The following is a 15,198-nucleotide window of genomic DNA, read 5'->3' as shown; positions in this document are numbered from 1 at the left end:
CGAACCTCCGGTACGCGCCGACGGGCGCACCGGGCGGCCGACAACTCCCCGACAAGCGGGCGACCCACCCCCGGCACGCCACCTCCGCCGATCGGCCGATCCGGGCCCACCCGTTCGGATCCCCGGCGAGGACCACCCGAGGACCGGGCCGTTGCCTGATTGTGATCATGGATGCGGCGCGGGACCGCCCGACGCAGGAATGCACGAGGATGGCGGGTACGTTGCCCGAACCGGGAGCCGTGCGCGCCACGGTCCCGTACGCGCCAGCCCAGGGAGGTCCGCACCGGTGCTCGACCCACACGAGCTCTTCGAGCTCTCCGACGATCTGCCCGAACTCGGACAGCCGGTCCTGATCCAGGCCCTCACCGGCTTCGTCGACGCCGGAAGCGCCACCCGGCTGGCCCGTGAGCAGCTGCTCTCCTCCCTCGACGCCCGCCCCGTCGCCAGCTTCGACGTCGACCAGCTCTACGACTACCGGTCCCGGCGTCCCGCGATGACCTTCGTCGAGGACCACTGGGAGGACTACGACGCCCCCAAGCTGGAGGTGCACCTGCTGCACGACGACGACGAGACGCCGTTCCTGCTGCTCAGCGGCCCCGAGCCGGACCTGCAGTGGGAGCGGTTCGTGGCCGCCGTCGGCGGGCTGGCCGCCCGGCTCGACGTCCGGCTCACCGTCGGGCTCAACTCGATTCCGATGGCGGTGCCGCACACCCGTCCGACCGGGGTGACCGCGCACGCCACCCGCCGCGAGCTGATCTCCGGGTACGAGCCGTGGCTGCAACGCGTCCAGGTCCCCGGCAGCGTGGGGCACCTGCTGGAGTTCCGCCTCGGCGAGCAGGGGCGCGACGCGCTCGGCTTCGCCGCCCACGTGCCGCACTACGTCGCTCAGGCCGAGTACCCGGCCGCCGCCGAGGTGCTGCTCGCGTCGGTGTCGCGCAGCACCGGCCTGCTGCTGCCCCGCGACGGGCTGCGCTCGGCCGCCGAGGTGGTGCGGGTGGAGATCGACCGGCAGGTCGCCCAGACGGAGGACGCCGCCGCCCTGGTCGCGGCCCTGGAGGAGCAGTACGACGCGTTCGCCCGGGGGCGGGGCGAGAAGAACCTGCTCGCCGCCGAGGGCGGCCCGCTGCCGACCGCCGACGAGCTGGGCGCGGAGCTGGAGCGGTTCCTGGCGGAACAGGGCCGACCGGGCGACACCCCGGGGAGCTGACCGGACGGCCGGGGCGGGGATGCGGCAGGCTGGAGGCATGCGCCTGGCGACCTGGAACGTGAACTCGGTGAAGGCCCGCCTGCCCCGGCTGCTCGACTGGCTGGCCGCCACCGGCCCCGACGTCGTCTGCCTCCAGGAGACGAAGTGCCCCGACGGGGCGTTCCCGGTGGCCGAGGTCGGCGAGCTGGGCTACACGGTGGCCAGCCACAGCGACGGCCGGTGGAACGGCGTGGCGATCCTGTCCCGGGTCGGGCTGGCCGACGTGACGGTCGGCTTCCCCGGCGAGCCGGGCTTCCCCGAGCCGGAGGCCCGGGCCGTCTCGGCCACCTGCGACGGGCTGCGGGTCTGGTCGGTGTACGTGCCCAACGGCCGCGCCCCGGACGACCCGCACTACACGTACAAGCTGGCCTGGTTCGCCGCCCTGCGCGACGCGCTGGAACAGGAGCTGACCGGCGGGCTGCCGCTGGCCGTCTGCGGCGACTTCAACGTCGCACCGACCGACGCCGACGTGTGGGATCCGGCCCTGTTCGCCACCTCCACCCACGTCACGCCGGCCGAACGGGATGCCCTCGCCGCCCTGCGCGACCTGGGGCTGGACGACGTGGTGCCGACCCCGATGAAGGGGCCGCACCCGTACACGTACTGGGACTACCGGGCCGGGATGTTCCACCAGGACAAGGGCATGCGCATCGACCTGGTCTACGCGTCCGCGCCGTTCGCCCGCGCGGTCCGCGCCGCCTACGTCGACCGGGAGGCCCGCAAGGGCAAGGGCCCCTCCGACCACGCCCCGATCGTGGTGGACGCCGACCTGGTCCCCGCCGTGGAGGCGTTCTGAGTAGGGTGGTGCCATGGCAGTCGTGAAGATCAACGCGATCGACGTCCCCGAGGGGGCGGGCGAGGAGCTGGAGCGGCGGTTCGCGGCGCGGGCCGGCGCGGTCGAGGGCTCCCCCGGCTTCCTCGGCTTCGAGCTGCTGCGCCCGGTCGGCGGCGAGACGCGCTACTTCGTCTACACCCGCTGGGAGTCGGAGGAGGCGTACCAGAACTGGGCGGCCGGGCCGGCGCGCGCCGCGCACGGCGGTGGCGCGGGCGGCGAGCAGCGACGCCCGGTCTCCACGGGCGCGACCCTGCTGGAGTTCGAGGTGGTCCAGCAGGTGCCGGCCGCCGGCTGACCCCCGGGCCGCCCCGTCACGGCACGGCCGACCGCCAGCCCGCGCGGTGCAGCCGTTCGGCGCCGTCGAGCAGCAGGTCGAGGGCGAACTCGAACTCGAACTGCTCGTCGCAGCCCTGGCCCACGGCCGCCAGGTCGCCCCCGGTGGCCGCGGTGGCGATGGCCAGGACGTGCGGGAAGCGGTCGGCGAACTCGCGGACCACCGCCTCCTGCTCCTCGGGGGTGGGAGTCCGCGGGGCGGCCGGCTCGGGGGCGTTGAACAACTCGGGGCTGAAGCCCCAGGCCCGGTTGCCCAGGGCGTGCATCACGTGGTGGGTGAGGTCGGCGGAGAAGCCGCCGGCGAGGAACGCCCCGGCCAGCGCATCGAGATGGCCGAGCACGGTCGGCGTCCGGTTGGTGCGCGACTCGATGGCCTGCCGCGCCCAGGGATGCCGGAGCACCATCCGCCGCGCCGCGAGGACCCGCTGCCGCACCGCGCTTTTCCAGTGCAGGCCCGGCTCCGGCGGCGCGATCCCGGCGATGACGGTGTCCACCATCCCGTCGAGCAGTTCCTCCTTGTCGGCGACGTGCTTGTAGAGCGCCATCGGCACCACACCGAGGTCCTGGGCGAGCCGCCGCATGCTCACCGCCGCGATCCCGGCCTCGTCGGCGAGCGAGACGGCCGCCCGGAGCACGCGTTCCCGGTTGAGCCGCGCCCGGGGGCCCGCGTCGAAGCCCGGCATGACAGGTCCTCCCCGGTCGCCCTTGACGGTGTACGTCGTACACCTTACCGTGAGCCGAAGGTGTACGACGTACACCTTTGGGGTCGAGGACGGGGAGGGCGCAGATGACCGCCGACACGGGATCCACCGCCGCGCCGTCGACGGCGGCCGGCTCGCCCCGGCGCAGGACGGCGCTGGTCGCGGGCGTGTTCTACCTGATCACCTTCCTCGCCTCGCTCCCCGCCGTGGCCCTCATCGCGCCCGTGCTCGACAACCCCGACTACATCGTGAGCGCCGGCAGCGACACCCGGGTGATCGCGGGCTGCCTGCTCGACATCGTCAACGCCGTCGCCTGCGTGGGCACGGCCGTCGCGCTGTTCCCCGTCGTCAGGCGGCAGCACGAGGCCGCCGCGCTCGGCTTCGTCACCGCCCGGGTCCTCGAAGCCGCGATCATCGTCGTCGGCGTCGCAAGCCTGCTGACGGTGGTGACGCTGCGCCAGGAGTCCGCCGCGGCGACCGGCGCGGACGCCCCCACCCTCGTCGCCGTCGGCGCGTCACTCGTCGCGGTCCGCGACTGGACGTTCCTGCTCGGGCCCGGCCTCGTGCCCGCCGCCAACGCGCTGCTGCTCGGCTACCTGATGTACCGGTCCGCCCTCGTGCCGCGGATCATCCCCCTGCTCGGGCTCGTCGGGGCGCCCCTGCTCGTCGCCTCCGCCGTGGCCACCATGTTCGGGGTCAACGAGCAGGCCTCCGCGCTCTCGGCGGTCCTCACCATCCCGGTCGCCGCGTGGGAGCTGTCGCTCGGGGTCTGGCTGGTCGTCAAGGGCTTCCGGCCGGCACCGATCCTCACCGCCCCCACCACCTGACCGGCACTGCCGGCCGGGGGGTATTCGCGTTGCCGGCCCGCCGGCCCGTGTCTACTGTGCGGTGATGCCCTCGCCGATGCTCACGGTGGCCCTCGACGCGCACGACCCCGTCCGCCTGGCACGGTTCTGGGCCGGCATGCTCGGCCGGGAGGTCGCCGAGGAGGCACGCGGCCCGCTGCTCCCCGGCGACGACACCCAGCCCGGCCTCCGCTTCGTCCCGAGCCGCACGCAGAAGACGGGGCCCAACCGCCTGCACCTGCACCTGACCAGCACCGACCAGGCCGACCAGCAGCGCCTGGTGACGACGGCGCTGGCGCTCGGCGGCGGTCACCTCGACGTCGGGCAGCGCCCCGAGGAGAAGCACACCGTGCTGGCCGACCCCGAGGGCAACGAGTTCTGCGTGATCGCGCCGGGCAACCGCTTCCTCGCCGGCTGCGGCCCGCTCGGCGAGCTGGCCTGCGACGGCACCCGCGAGGTCGGCCTGTTCTGGAGCCGGGCGCTGGACTGGCCGCTGGTGTGGGACCAGGACCAGGAGACCGCGGTCCAGTCACCGCGCGGCGGCACGAAGGTCGCGTGGGGCGGGCCGCCCGTCGCCCCGAAGACGGCGCGGAACCGGCAGCGCTTCGACCTCGCCCCGCCCGGAGGCGACCAGCGGGCCGAAGCCGACCGACTGATCGCCCTCGGCGCCACCCGCCTGGAGACGGGCCGGGACGGCGCGATCATGCTGGCCGACCCCGACGGCAACGAGTTCACCCTCACCCCACCCTGACCCGTCCCGCCCCTCCCCCGCGCCCCGCCCGGCCCAGCCCCGCTTCGGTGATCAGGCGGGGTCAGGAGTGGGGGTTGGGGGGTAGCAGGGAGGCGAAGGCGATGATGTTGTCGGCGTAGCCCGTCTGGCCGCCGACCCATGCGCCGCCGCAGGTGATCAGCCGCAGTTCCGGTGGGCCGTCGTCGCCGTAGACCCGGTCGGCGGGCAGGTCGTCCTTGCCGAAGTGTTCGACGGAGTCCACCGCGAAGACCGCCACGCCGCCGTCGGCGCGGGTCACCTCGATCCGGTCGCCGGCGCGCAGTTTGCCCAGGTCGTAGAAGACGGCCGGGCCGTCCCGGGTGTCCACGTGACCGACGATCACGGCCCGGCCGGGCTCGCCGGGGATCACGCTGCGGTCATACCAGCCGGTCTCGGCGGCGGCGCTCAGCGGCGGCACGGCGATCGACCCGTCGGCGGCCTGCCCGACCGGGCCGACCGGCGCGGACACCCGGATCGCCGGCACCCGGAGGCGCACCGGTCGGCCGGCGGTCGGCGGGCGCGCCTCGTCGGCCACCGCTGCCGCCCGGTCAGCCGGGCGGGTCGCCCACTCGAAGGGCCCCGCCGTGCGGCCGAGGCCGGCGCCGGTGGCGAAGACGCCGAGCAGCACCAGGGCCACGGCCGCCGGCACCGACCAGGGCCGGCGGCCGTCCGGCCGGGCGGACCGGGTGGAGACCGCGCCCGGGGCGGCACGCGCGGCCGTCCCGCTGCGGGCGGAGGCACGCACGGCCGCCACCGCCCGGACGGTACCTCCCGACGCCGCGCCCCGGACCGTGCCTGCCGACGCCACGCCCGGGGCGGTCCCCGCCGACGCCACCGCCCGGACGGTACGCGCCGACGCCGCGCCCGGGGTGGTGCGTGCCGACGCCGCGCCCGGGGTGGTGCGTGCCGACGCCACAGCCGGCCTCAGCGGCGGCTTCCGCCGCGGCGGGACCGCGGCCGACGGGCCGTGGCCACGCCGATCGTCACGCCGGCCACGGTCAACGCCACGCCGCCGGGCAGCAGCAGGCCGTCGGTGGCGCCCCGGGCGGTGCCACCGAAGCCCGTGTTCGGCCCCCGGCTCGGGTGGTGCGTGGGCGGGTACGTCGGGTGACCGGTCGGCTGGTACGTCGGCTTGTGGGTGGGCGCGGGCGAGGGCTGCTTCTTGACCACCTGGAGCATCGTGGTGGCGGTCTCGCCGCCCCGGCATTCGAGCTTGACCCGGTAGTTGCCCGGCCAGATGCGCTCGCGGACCATCGGAGTGCCGGTCAACAGGCCCCGCTGCGGGTGCACGGCGACCCGGCCGAAGGCGTCGGAGACGACGATCGCCGGCACCGAGTTGTCGTGACAGCTCGCCCGGATGCCCACGAGGTAGCCGGGCTGCACGGTGCTCGGGGTGACCTCGACGAAGACGAGCCAGCCGGGCTGTTCGCCACCGGGCGGGCCCGGCGGCGGCTCGGGTGCGGGGGCGGCCACGGCCGGTCCGGCGGCCCACGCGCCCGCCGCGAGCGGCCCGGCGAACGCGGCGACGGCGACGGCGAGCGCGGCACCGACCCGTGCGACCGGGCCCGTGACGGGTCCGGCACACCGGCACGTGGCTGCCCCCATGACCCCTCCCGGCGCGGTAGTGCGTCGCCGGGCAACGGCCCGCCCGGCCTGCCGTACGGGATGAATCTTCTCATCCCCGGTCGTACCTCACAGGCGATCCGGCGCGCTGGTCGCGTACGCTCGGACCGCTGTGACCTCCACCGAAGCGAACCCCGTCGTGACCGTGCCGCCGCACGCGTCGCGGATCCGCACCTTCCACCCCCGCCGGGGCCGGATGACCGGCCGCCAGGTCGACGCCCTCGACCGGCTCTGGTCGGCGTACGGCCTGACGGTCGACGACGGTCCCGCCGCCGCGCCCGTGGACCTGGCGGCGCTGTTCGGCCGCCGGGCCCCGATCGTGCTGGAGATCGGGTCGGGGATGGGGGACGCCACGGCCGCGATGGCCGCCGCCGACCCAGGCCGAGACTATCTGGCGGTCGAGGTGCACACGCCGGGAATCGCCAACCTGTTGGGGCTGGTGGAGCGCCTCGGGCTGGACAACGTGCGGGTAGCCCGGGGCGACGCGCTGGACCTGGTCCGGGCGCTGCCGGGCGGGTCGCTGGACGCGGTGCACGTCTTCTTCCCCGACCCGTGGCCCAAGTCGCGGCACCACAAGCGGCGGATCATCCAGCCGGCGCACGTGGCGCTGCTGCGCTCCCGGCTGACGCCCGGCGGGACGCTGCACTGCGCCACCGACTGGGCGGAGTACGCGGAGTCGATGCGCGAGACGCTGACCGCCGACGCGGGCCTGGTGGACGTGCACGGCGGGTACGCTCCGCGCCCGACGCACCGGCCGGTGACCAAGTTCGAGCGGCGCGCCCTGACGGCGGGCCGCCCGGTGTTCGACCTGGTCCACCGCCGCGCGTGAGGGTGCCGGCCGAGGCACGGCGCACGGCGCGCGTGCGGTGCAAGGAAGGGCCCCTTGTTAACGCATTCTGTTGTACAGGGGACCCCGGCTAACAGCCCGGTTGGCGCGGAGGGGCCTGCGACAGGCACGATGGACGGGCTATGACGCTCACCGCCGCGCTGCCGACAAGCGCCGACCCCGACACCCTCTTCGACGCGTTCGCCGGTTGGGCGAAGGAGCGCGGCCTCGACCTCTACCCCCACCAGGAGGAGGCGGTCATCGAGATCGTCTCCGGCGCGAACGTGATCATGAACACGCCGACCGGCTCGGGCAAGAGCCTGGTGGCGATCGCCGCGCACTTCGCCGCCCTGGCCGACGACCGGACGACCTTCTACACCGCCCCGATCAAGGCCCTGGTGTCGGAGAAGTTCTTCGCGCTGTGCGAGGTCTTCGGGGCCGACAACGTCGGCATGCTCACCGGCGACGCCAGCGTCAACGCCGACGCCCCGATCATCTGCTGCACCGCCGAGGTGCTGGCCAACCTCGCGCTGCGCGAGGGCGCGCGGGCCGACGTCGGCCAGGTGATCATGGACGAGTTCCACTTCTACGCCGAGCCGGACCGGGGCTGGGCGTGGCAGGTGCCGATCATCGAGCTGCCGCAGGCCCAGTTCGTGCTGATGTCGGCCACCCTCGGCGACACCAGCCGCTTCGTCGACGACCTGACCCGGCGCACCGGCCGGCCGACCGCCGTCGTGCGCTCGGCCGAGCGGCCGGTCCCGCTCCTCTTCTCGTACGCGATGACGCCGCTGCACGAGACCCTCGAGGAGCTGCTGGAGACCAAGCAGGCCCCGGTGTACGTCGTGCACTTCACCCAGGCCGCCGCCCTGGAGCGGGCCCAGGCGCTGATGAGCGTCAACGTCTGCACCCGGGCCGAGAAGGACCTGATCGCCGAGGCCATCGGCCGGTTCCGGTTCACCTCCGGCTTCGGCAAGACCCTGTCGCGGCTGGTGCGGCACGGCATCGGGGTGCACCACGCCGGCATGCTGCCGAAGTACCGCCGGCTCGTGGAGACCCTCGCCCAGGCCGGCCTGCTCAAGGTCATCTGCGGCACCGACACGCTCGGCGTCGGCATCAACGTGCCCATCCGCACGGTGCTGTTCACCGGCCTGAGCAAGTACGACGGGGTGCGTACCCGGCTGTTGAAGGCCCGCGAGTTCCACCAGATCGCCGGCCGGGCCGGGCGGGCCGGCTTCGACACCCTCGGCCGGGTCGTCGTGCAGGCCCCCGAGCACGTCATCGAGAACGAGAAGGCCCTCGCCAAGGCCGGCGACGACCCGAAGAAGCGGCGCAAGGTGGTGCGCAAGAAGCCGCCGGAGGGCTCGATCGGCTGGGGCCAGCCGACGTTCGACCGTCTGGTCGAGGCCGAGCCGGAGCCGCTGACGTCCAGCTTCCAGGTCAGCCACTCGATGCTGCTCAACGTCATCGGCCGCCCCGGCGACGCGTTCGCCGCGATGCGGCACCTGCTCACCGACAACCACGAGGACCGCGCCGCCCAGCGCCGGCACATCCGCCGGGCCATCGCCATCTACCGGGCGCTGCGGGCCGGCGGGGTGGTCGAGGAGCTGCCCGAGCCGGACGAGACCGGCCGCCGGGTGCGCCTCACCGTCGACCTCCAGCTCGACTTCGCGCTCAACCAGCCGCTGTCGCCCCTCGCGCTGGCCGCGATCGAGCTGCTCGACGCCGAGAGTCCGTCCTACGCCCTCGACGTGCTCAGCGTGATCGAGTCGATCCTCGACGACCCCCGCCAGGTGCTGTCCGCGCAGCAGTTCAAGGCCCGCGGCGAGGCGGTCGCCGCGATGAAGGCCGAGGGCATCGAGTACGAGGCCCGCCTCGAACTGCTCGACGAGGTGACCCACCCGAAGCCCCTGGCGGAGCTGCTGGACGCCGCGTACGAGATGTACCGGCGGGGGCACCCGTGGGTCGCCGACCACCAGCTCTCCCCCAAGTCCGTCGTGCGGGACATGTACGAGCGGGCGATGACCTTCACCGAGTACGTGCAGTTCTACTCCCTCACCCGCTCCGAGGGCCTCGTGCTGCGCTACCTCGCCGACGCGTACAAGACGCTGCGGCAGACCGTGCCCGAGGACGCCAAGACCGAGGAGCTGATCGACCTCATCGAGTGGCTGCACGAGCTGGTCCGCCAGGTCGACTCCAGCCTGATCGACGAGTGGGAGCGGCTGAAGAACCCGTCGGACGTCGCCGAGGCCGCCGAGGCGCACGCCGCCCTCGACGACCGGCCGCCGGCGGTCACCCGCAACGCGCGGGCGTTCCGGGTGCTGGTGCGCAACGCGCTGTTCCGCCGGGTGGAGCTGGCCGCCCTGCGCCGCTGGGACCTGCTGGGCGAGCTGGACGCCGCCGACGGCTGGGACGCCGACGCGTGGGCCGACGCGCTGGAGCCCTACTTCGAGGCGTACGACTCGATCGGCACCGGGCCGGACGCCCGGGGCCCGGCGCTGCTGATGATCGAGCAGGGCCGGGACCGGTGGACGGTCCGGCAGATCCTCGACGACCCCGACGGCGACCACGACTGGCGCATCAGCGCGGAGGTCGACCTGGCCGCCTCCGACGAGGTCGGCGCGGCCGTCGTCCGGATCACGGACGTCGGCCAGCTCTGACCGTGGGCATCCGGCGGGGCCGAGGGCACGGCTGGCACCGGGGCGACCGCCACGTGCACTCGGCGCGCTCGCACGGCGCGGAGCTGACGCCGGAGCAGGTGGCAATCCTGATGTCAGGCAACCGATCTGCGGCGGTGGCGTCTGTCGGGGACGGCCGGGTTCACAGGATGTGCTTGCGCCAGTCCCGGCCCGGTGCGCCGAAGAGCAGGCCGTTCTCGTCAAGCGCGTTGTAGATCGTCAGATGCCCCGCCGGGAAGGCGAAACCGAGAGCGACACTGCCGTCGGCAAGGGTTCCGCCGGTGTACTCGAGGAGCTCCACCTGGCGCAGCATCTGCCCCCGGAACTCGTCGAGTTGCTCGATCGGCTCGGCTCGCCAGGCGAGTGGGAAGTCGTCGGAGGTCGGCCAGGCGACAGACCGACCCGGGTCGATGCTGCTGAAGGTGACCGAGACGTCGTCGAACTTCTGATGGTTGACCTCGACCTGCTCATCGCCGAAGTCGAGCAGGACGGGACAGTCACAGAACCACTCGTCGGCGCGAAGGTCCCAGACCAGCCAGACGTGGCGCAGTGCGCGGCCGACGAGCCCGGAGAGACGACGACCGTGAGTGGCGACGATCGGGTTCGACCCCTGGAGCCAATCGGGCCGGTAGCCGCTGATCCCGAAGTCGAACGCGCGACCGCCCCGCCGTCCGCCGCCTTCTCGGCCACCACCCTCGTTCACCATTGCCGCCAGCATCGACGCGGAACGCCTGAGCACATTCGCGAGTCTTCCATGTGCCGCAGCATGCCGACCGGCGGCGCCCAGAGCGGGCCCGGGCGCCCGGCCCTGGCAGTCGGACGGCAGGGGGCAGCGGACGCAACAGATGCGCCCCTCATTTCCCTGGGCGATGTCAGACCCGTCGATTAGAATGTATGTACTAAACCAAGTCCTGACCTGGGAGGACTTCCGTGACCGCGCCCACCTCCAGCACCCTCCCGCCCTACGCCACCCTCCTCGGCTTCACCCGGTACGTCGACCGCACCGGGCCCACCAAGGCCAGCTTCGTCGGGGGCCTGCGCAAGCAGCGGGCCAGCAAGCACGGGTTCAACCCGCACGGTCAGTTCGTCAAGGCGCTCAAGGCCGACGTCGCGTTCCACACCGGCGGCACCCACCTGGCGCAGGTGGCCGACGCGGTCAAGCCGCGCTGGCAGCCGCTCTACCGGGCGCTCGTGCCGGGCGCGACGGCCTGGCTGCACTCCCTCGGCGAGCCGACCGGCGTCGACCTGGCGCAGACCCGCGACGCCCTGGCCATGCTCGGCGACCTCCCGGTGAAGATCAATCCGCACTTCGGCATCCGGCACGCCGCCGACGGCCGCGCCGAGGCCGTCCGCCTGCACTTCGACGAGGCCCCGCCCAGCGAGGAGGCGGCCCTGGCCACCCTGCACCTGATGGCCCGGCACATGGACGCGGTCCTGCCGCACGCCGCGCCCGTCCTGGTCGACGTGCGGCGGGGCGTGGCGCACCGGATGCCCGACGGCGTCAGGCCCGAGCAGGTCGAGCAGTGGCTGGCTGGCGAGGCGGCGGCCTTCCGCGCGATCTGGTCCACCGCCGCCTGACCCCACCCACCGCCGCCCGCCCTACCCGCGCCACCTCCCACCGCCCCACCGGGCGGTGGGAGGTGGCGCGATCGCGTACGGGGCCGAGCGGCACGTGACACGGCGACACGGCAACACGGCGACCCGGCAACACGGCGACCCGGCGACCCGGCACGGCGAGGCACGGCGAGGCACGGCGGCGGGCACTGTGCGGCGGCGGCGAGGCACGGCGGCGGGCACTGTGCGGCGGCGGCGCGAGCCGCATGATCACGCTCGATCCGGGAAACAGTGGCATCGATCGCGGCGGGAGGCCACTCGATCCCGCATCGAGCACGCTCTTGAGCGGCGTTCACCGGGGTTATCCACAGGGGACAGCGTGCCGTCCGCAGAACCGGCACGGTAAGGACATGCCCAAGAGCCCTCGACGACCTCCCCAACTGCGAGGTCGGATCTTCCGCGGTTCGGTGGCCCGAGCCCGGGGCCTGCTGACCCGCAACGATCTCCGCAGTTCCGCCTGGCGGCCGTTGTTCCGCGACGTCTATGCCGACGCCCGGATCGCGGTCACCCACCGGCACCGATGCCTTGCGGTGACCCGTTGGCTGGTCCCGCCCGGCACCGCGATCGCCGGCCGCTCCGCCGCAGCGCTGTACGGCGTGGGAAGCATCCCGCCCGACGAGCCGATCGACGTGCTGACGCCCAGCGGGCCGCCCGACACCACGCCGGACCCGCCGCCGGCGGTGCCACCCAACGCGCCGCCTGGCAGGAGGCCGAATCATCAGCGGCCCCCGGCACCCGACGAGCGGTTCCCGCCACCGTCGGCCCCCGTGCCGGCCCCGCCTGCAAGCGCACCGGCACCGGCGGTCCCGCTACAGGGTGGTCGGCGGCTGGGGCCCGTGGCGGGGCTGTGCGTACACCGGGGTCCGGTGCTTCCGGGAGACGTCGTCGACCGGGCGGGCATCCCGGTGACCAGTCCGGCGCGTACCTGCTGGGACGTCGCCTGCTGGCTGGACGTGGTGGAAGCGGTCGTCGTCATCGACGGCCTGCTGGCGCGACGGATCGTCGACGTCCCGACGCTACGCGAGTACGCCCTGGCGCGGGCAGGGCGCCGGGGCTGGCGGTCGTTGCTGCGCGCCGTCGACCTGGCCGACGCCGGCGCCGAGTCGCCACAGGAGTCCCGGACCCGGGTCCGGCTGGTGCTGGCCGGGCTGCCCCGGCCCCGTACCCAGTGGGTCGTCTCCGACGGTGGGCGGTTCGTGGCCCGGCTCGACCTGGCCTGGCCGGAGTTCCGGGTCGCCGTGGAGTACGACGGGCTCTGGCACGACGATCCCGAGCAGTTCCACCGGGACCGTCGCCGCCTGAATCGGCTGCTCGGCGGGGACTGGCTCGTCCTGCATGTGACGGCGCGACGCCTCCGCGAGGACTTCGACGGTTTCCTCGCCGAGGTACGCGCGGCCCTCCGCTCCCGCGGCCACCGGCCCCGGCTCCAGGTCTGAGAGTCCCGGAGATCGTGCTCGATCGGTGAAACAGTGGCATCCGGGCGGGCCGAGGCCACTGTTTCACCGATCGAGCACGATCTTGGAGCCGGGCCGGGCGGGGCCGAGCCGGGCGGGGCAGGCCGGGCGGGGCGGGCCGGGCGGGGCGGGGCGGGGCGGGGCAGGCCGGGCGGGGCGGGGCGGGCGGGGCGGGGCAGGCGGGGCGGGGCAGGCCGGGCGGGGCGGGGGCCGAGCGGCCAGCGTGGACCGCGGGGGTCAGGCCGCCGGGACGTACTTCTCCAGGTCGTCAATGATCTTGTTGGCGGCGCCGACGCCGATGCCCGTCATCCAGGTCTCGTCGGAGACCACGTGCGCCCGGCCCGCCTTGACCGCGGACAGCCCCTTCCACAGGGTGCCGCCGGTGACGGTGGCCTGCTCCGCGGCAGCCTTCTCGCCGTACGCGGTCACGAAGACGACGTCGGCGTCGACCTCGTTGACCCGCTCGGCGCTGACCAGGTCGAACCGCTTGTCCTCCTTGTCGGCGAGCTGCTGCCGCTCGGGGCGGCCGAGGCCGGTGTCGCCGACGACGATGCCGGAGAAGGAGTCCGGCCCGTACACCCGGATCGCGCCGGGGATGAAGCGCACGATGGAGACGGTGCGGTCGGCGGCGTCGCCGAGCTTCGCGCCGAAGTCCTTCGCCCGCTTCTCGTACGCGGCCAGCAGGTCCTTGGCCTGCTGCTCCTTGCCCAGGGCCTGACCGTCGAGGAGGAAGTTCTCCTTCCAGGTGATGCCCACCTTCTCGGTGAACACGGTCGGCGCGATGGCGGCCAGCTCGTCGTAGAACTTCTCCTGGCGGAACTTGCTGCCGAGGATCAGGTCGGGCTTGAGGGCGTTGATCGCCTCCAGGTCGGGCTCGGTGAGCACCCCGACCTCCTTGATGCCGGCCAGCTTCTCCTCGCCGAAGTAGGTGGGCCAGCTCCTCGCCTCGCCGGCGGTCGCCGCGCCGACGGGTGTGACCCCCAGCGAGAGCGCTGTGTCGATCTTGTCGGTGTCGAGGACGACGACCCGCTTCGGCTCGGCGGGCACCTTGGTGGTGCCCATGGCGTGCGTGACCTCCCGGGTCTGTCCGGTGGCGGTGCCGGCGACGGGGTCGCTCTCACCGCAGGCGGTGAGTCCGACGCCGAGGGCGACGGCCGCGGTGAGCACGGCGGCGAGACGACGCATGGTGGGGTTCCTTTCGAGTGGTTCAGCCGGCCGACGGGCCGGCGGGCGAGGCGGAGACAGCGGAAGAGGAGGAGGCCGGAGCGGAGACAGCGGAAGAGGAGGAGGCCGGAGCGGGGACGGCGGCCGGGGAGGGGGTGGTGAGGGCAGGCACGACCAGGGGCGCGCCGCTCACCGGGCACGGCACCACCACGCAGTCGAGCCCGAAGACGTCGCGGACCAGCGCCGCGGTGAGGATCTCCCGGGGCGGGCCGGCGGCGACCACCGCCCCGGCGCGCATGGCGACGAGGTGGTCGGCGTAACGGGCGGCCTGGTTGAGGTCGTGCAGCACCGCGACGACGGTGCGGCCCCGTTCGGCGCGCAGCCGGTGCAGCAGGTCCAGCACCTCGACCTGGTGGGCCAGGTCGAGGAAGGTCGTCGGCTCGTCCAGCAGCAGCGCCTCGGTGTCCTGGGCGAGGGTCATCGCGATCCAGACCCGCTGCCGCTGGCCGCCGGAGAGGGTGTCCACCGGGCGGTCGGCGAGGCCGGCCACGTCGGCGAGGGCCATCGCCTCGTCGACGGCGGCGCCGTCGGCCGCCGACCACTGCCGCCACCACCGCTGGTACGGCTGCCGGCCCCGGCCGACCAGGTCGGCGACCGTCACCCCCTCGGGCACCAGCGGGCTCTGCGGCAGCACCCCGAGCCGCCGGGCGACCTCCCGGGTCGGCAGGTCCCGGATGGCGGTGCCGTCGAGCAGCACGGTGCCCCGGCGCGGGGTCAGCAGCCGCGCCATGGTGCGCAGCAGGGTGGACTTGCCGCAGGCGTTCGGCCCGACGATGACGGTGAACGCCCCGGCGGGCAGCGTCACGTCGAGGCCGTCCAGGACGGTTCGCTCGTCGTAGCCGACGACCAGGTCGCGGGTGGAGAGCATCGCGGCTCCTCGGGAGGCGTCGGCGGGGCCCGGTGCGCCGGCGGGGGCGGGCGGGCCGGCGGTCGGGGCAGCAGGCGGGCCGGCGGTCGGGGCAGCAGGCGAGCCGGCGGTCGAGGCAGCAGGCAAGCCGGCAGACGGAGCGGCGGGCGGGGTAGCAGGCGAGCCGGCAGACGGAGCGGCGGGCG

The 15,198-nt window shown here is 74.2% G+C and carries 15 protein-coding genes; 9 read left to right on the top strand and 6 right to left on the bottom strand.

The annotated features are described in order from the left end of the window. Positions 1-286: 286 nt before the first annotated feature. From O7628_RS23940 to O7628_RS23930, 3 genes are read left to right on the top strand one after another with little or no spacing between them, the layout of a single operon-like run. Positions 287-1,207 (top strand): PAC2 family protein, encoded by a 921-nt coding sequence (locus O7628_RS23940; RefSeq protein WP_278133843.1) that lies wholly within the window; start codon positions 287-289, stop codon positions 1,205-1,207. 37 nt (positions 1,208-1,244) lie between these two features. After that, positions 1,245-2,042 carry an exodeoxyribonuclease III gene (locus tag O7628_RS23935; RefSeq protein ID WP_278133842.1) on the top strand — a complete coding sequence of 266 codons (798 nt, stop codon included), beginning with the start codon at positions 1,245-1,247 and terminating at the stop codon, positions 2,040-2,042. Between the two features lie 13 nt (positions 2,043-2,055). After that, positions 2,056-2,376 carry an antibiotic biosynthesis monooxygenase gene (locus tag O7628_RS23930; RefSeq protein ID WP_278133840.1) on the top strand — a complete coding sequence of 107 codons (321 nt, stop codon included), beginning with the start codon at positions 2,056-2,058 and terminating at the stop codon, positions 2,374-2,376. Between the two features lie 16 nt (positions 2,377-2,392). Here O7628_RS23930 and O7628_RS23925 read toward each other — a convergent pair whose 3' ends face one another. Beyond that, positions 2,393-3,097, bottom strand: a complete 705-nt coding sequence (locus O7628_RS23925) for a TetR family transcriptional regulator (protein WP_278133838.1) — start codon at positions 3,095-3,097, stop codon at positions 2,393-2,395. 104 nt (positions 3,098-3,201) lie between these two features. Here O7628_RS23925 and O7628_RS23920 point away from each other — a divergent pair, with 104 nt between their 5' ends. Together O7628_RS23920 and O7628_RS23915 are read left to right on the top strand one after the other, a co-directional pair. Continuing rightward, positions 3,202-3,942: a DUF4386 domain-containing protein gene (locus O7628_RS23920; protein WP_278133836.1), complete on the top strand. Its 741-nt coding sequence runs from the start codon at positions 3,202-3,204 to the stop codon at positions 3,940-3,942. A gap of 64 nt (positions 3,943-4,006) precedes the next feature. Then, complete coding sequence (locus O7628_RS23915; RefSeq protein WP_278133834.1) at positions 4,007-4,711, top strand: VOC family protein; 705 nt, start codon at positions 4,007-4,009, stop codon at positions 4,709-4,711. 61 nt (positions 4,712-4,772) lie between these two features. On the opposite strand, the gene O7628_RS23910 is transcribed toward O7628_RS23915, so the two are convergent. Both O7628_RS23910 and O7628_RS23905 read right to left on the bottom strand, forming a co-directional pair. Continuing rightward, entirely contained in the window at positions 4,773-5,378 is a 606-nt protein-coding gene (locus tag O7628_RS23910; RefSeq protein WP_278136394.1) for a class F sortase, read from the bottom strand. Positions 5,379-5,653: 275 nt separating this feature from the next. Further along, complete coding sequence (locus O7628_RS23905; RefSeq protein WP_278133832.1) at positions 5,654-6,334, bottom strand: hypothetical protein; 681 nt, start codon at positions 6,332-6,334, stop codon at positions 5,654-5,656. Between the two features lie 130 nt (positions 6,335-6,464). Between O7628_RS23905 and trmB the strand changes: the two genes are divergently transcribed. Both trmB and O7628_RS23895 read left to right on the top strand, forming a co-directional pair. Continuing rightward, a complete protein-coding gene (gene trmB / locus O7628_RS23900) occupies positions 6,465-7,181 on the top strand; it encodes a tRNA (guanosine(46)-N7)-methyltransferase TrmB (protein ID WP_278133831.1) in 717 nt (238 codons plus the stop codon). Positions 7,182-7,321: 140 nt separating this feature from the next. Next, on the top strand, positions 7,322-9,835 hold the full coding sequence (locus O7628_RS23895; RefSeq protein ID WP_278133829.1) for a DEAD/DEAH box helicase: 2,514 nt from the start codon (positions 7,322-7,324) through the stop codon (positions 9,833-9,835). A gap of 160 nt (positions 9,836-9,995) precedes the next feature. Here the strand turns inward: O7628_RS23895 and O7628_RS23890 are convergent, their stop codons facing one another. Then, positions 9,996-10,592: a hypothetical protein gene (locus tag O7628_RS23890; protein ID WP_278133827.1), complete on the bottom strand. Its 597-nt coding sequence runs from the start codon at positions 10,590-10,592 to the stop codon at positions 9,996-9,998. Positions 10,593-10,783: 191 nt separating this feature from the next. Between O7628_RS23890 and O7628_RS23885 the strand changes: the two genes are divergently transcribed. Continuing rightward, positions 10,784-11,431: a hypothetical protein gene (locus tag O7628_RS23885; RefSeq protein WP_278133825.1), complete on the top strand. Its 648-nt coding sequence runs from the start codon at positions 10,784-10,786 to the stop codon at positions 11,429-11,431. Positions 11,432-12,333: 902 nt separating this feature from the next. Then, entirely contained in the window at positions 12,334-12,903 is a 570-nt protein-coding gene (locus tag O7628_RS23880; protein WP_278133822.1) for a hypothetical protein, read from the top strand. A gap of 255 nt (positions 12,904-13,158) precedes the next feature. Here O7628_RS23880 and O7628_RS23875 read toward each other — a convergent pair whose 3' ends face one another. Together O7628_RS23875 and O7628_RS23870 are read right to left on the bottom strand one after the other, a co-directional pair. Further along, complete coding sequence (locus tag O7628_RS23875) at positions 13,159-14,106, bottom strand: iron-siderophore ABC transporter substrate-binding protein (RefSeq protein ID WP_278133820.1); 948 nt, start codon at positions 14,104-14,106, stop codon at positions 13,159-13,161. 22 nt (positions 14,107-14,128) lie between these two features. Further along, the gene (locus O7628_RS23870) at positions 14,129-15,013 is read right to left on the bottom strand and encodes an ABC transporter ATP-binding protein (protein WP_278133818.1); all 885 of its coding nucleotides are present in this window, start codon (positions 15,011-15,013) and stop codon (positions 14,129-14,131) included. Between the last annotated feature and the right edge of the window lie 185 nt (positions 15,014-15,198).

This window comes from Micromonospora sp. WMMD956 (genome assembly GCF_029626125.1).
In the GTDB taxonomy this organism is placed as follows: Bacteria; Actinomycetota; Actinomycetes; order Mycobacteriales; family Micromonosporaceae; genus Micromonospora; species Micromonospora carbonacea.
This window is presented reverse-complemented; position numbering and strand designations above follow the sequence as displayed.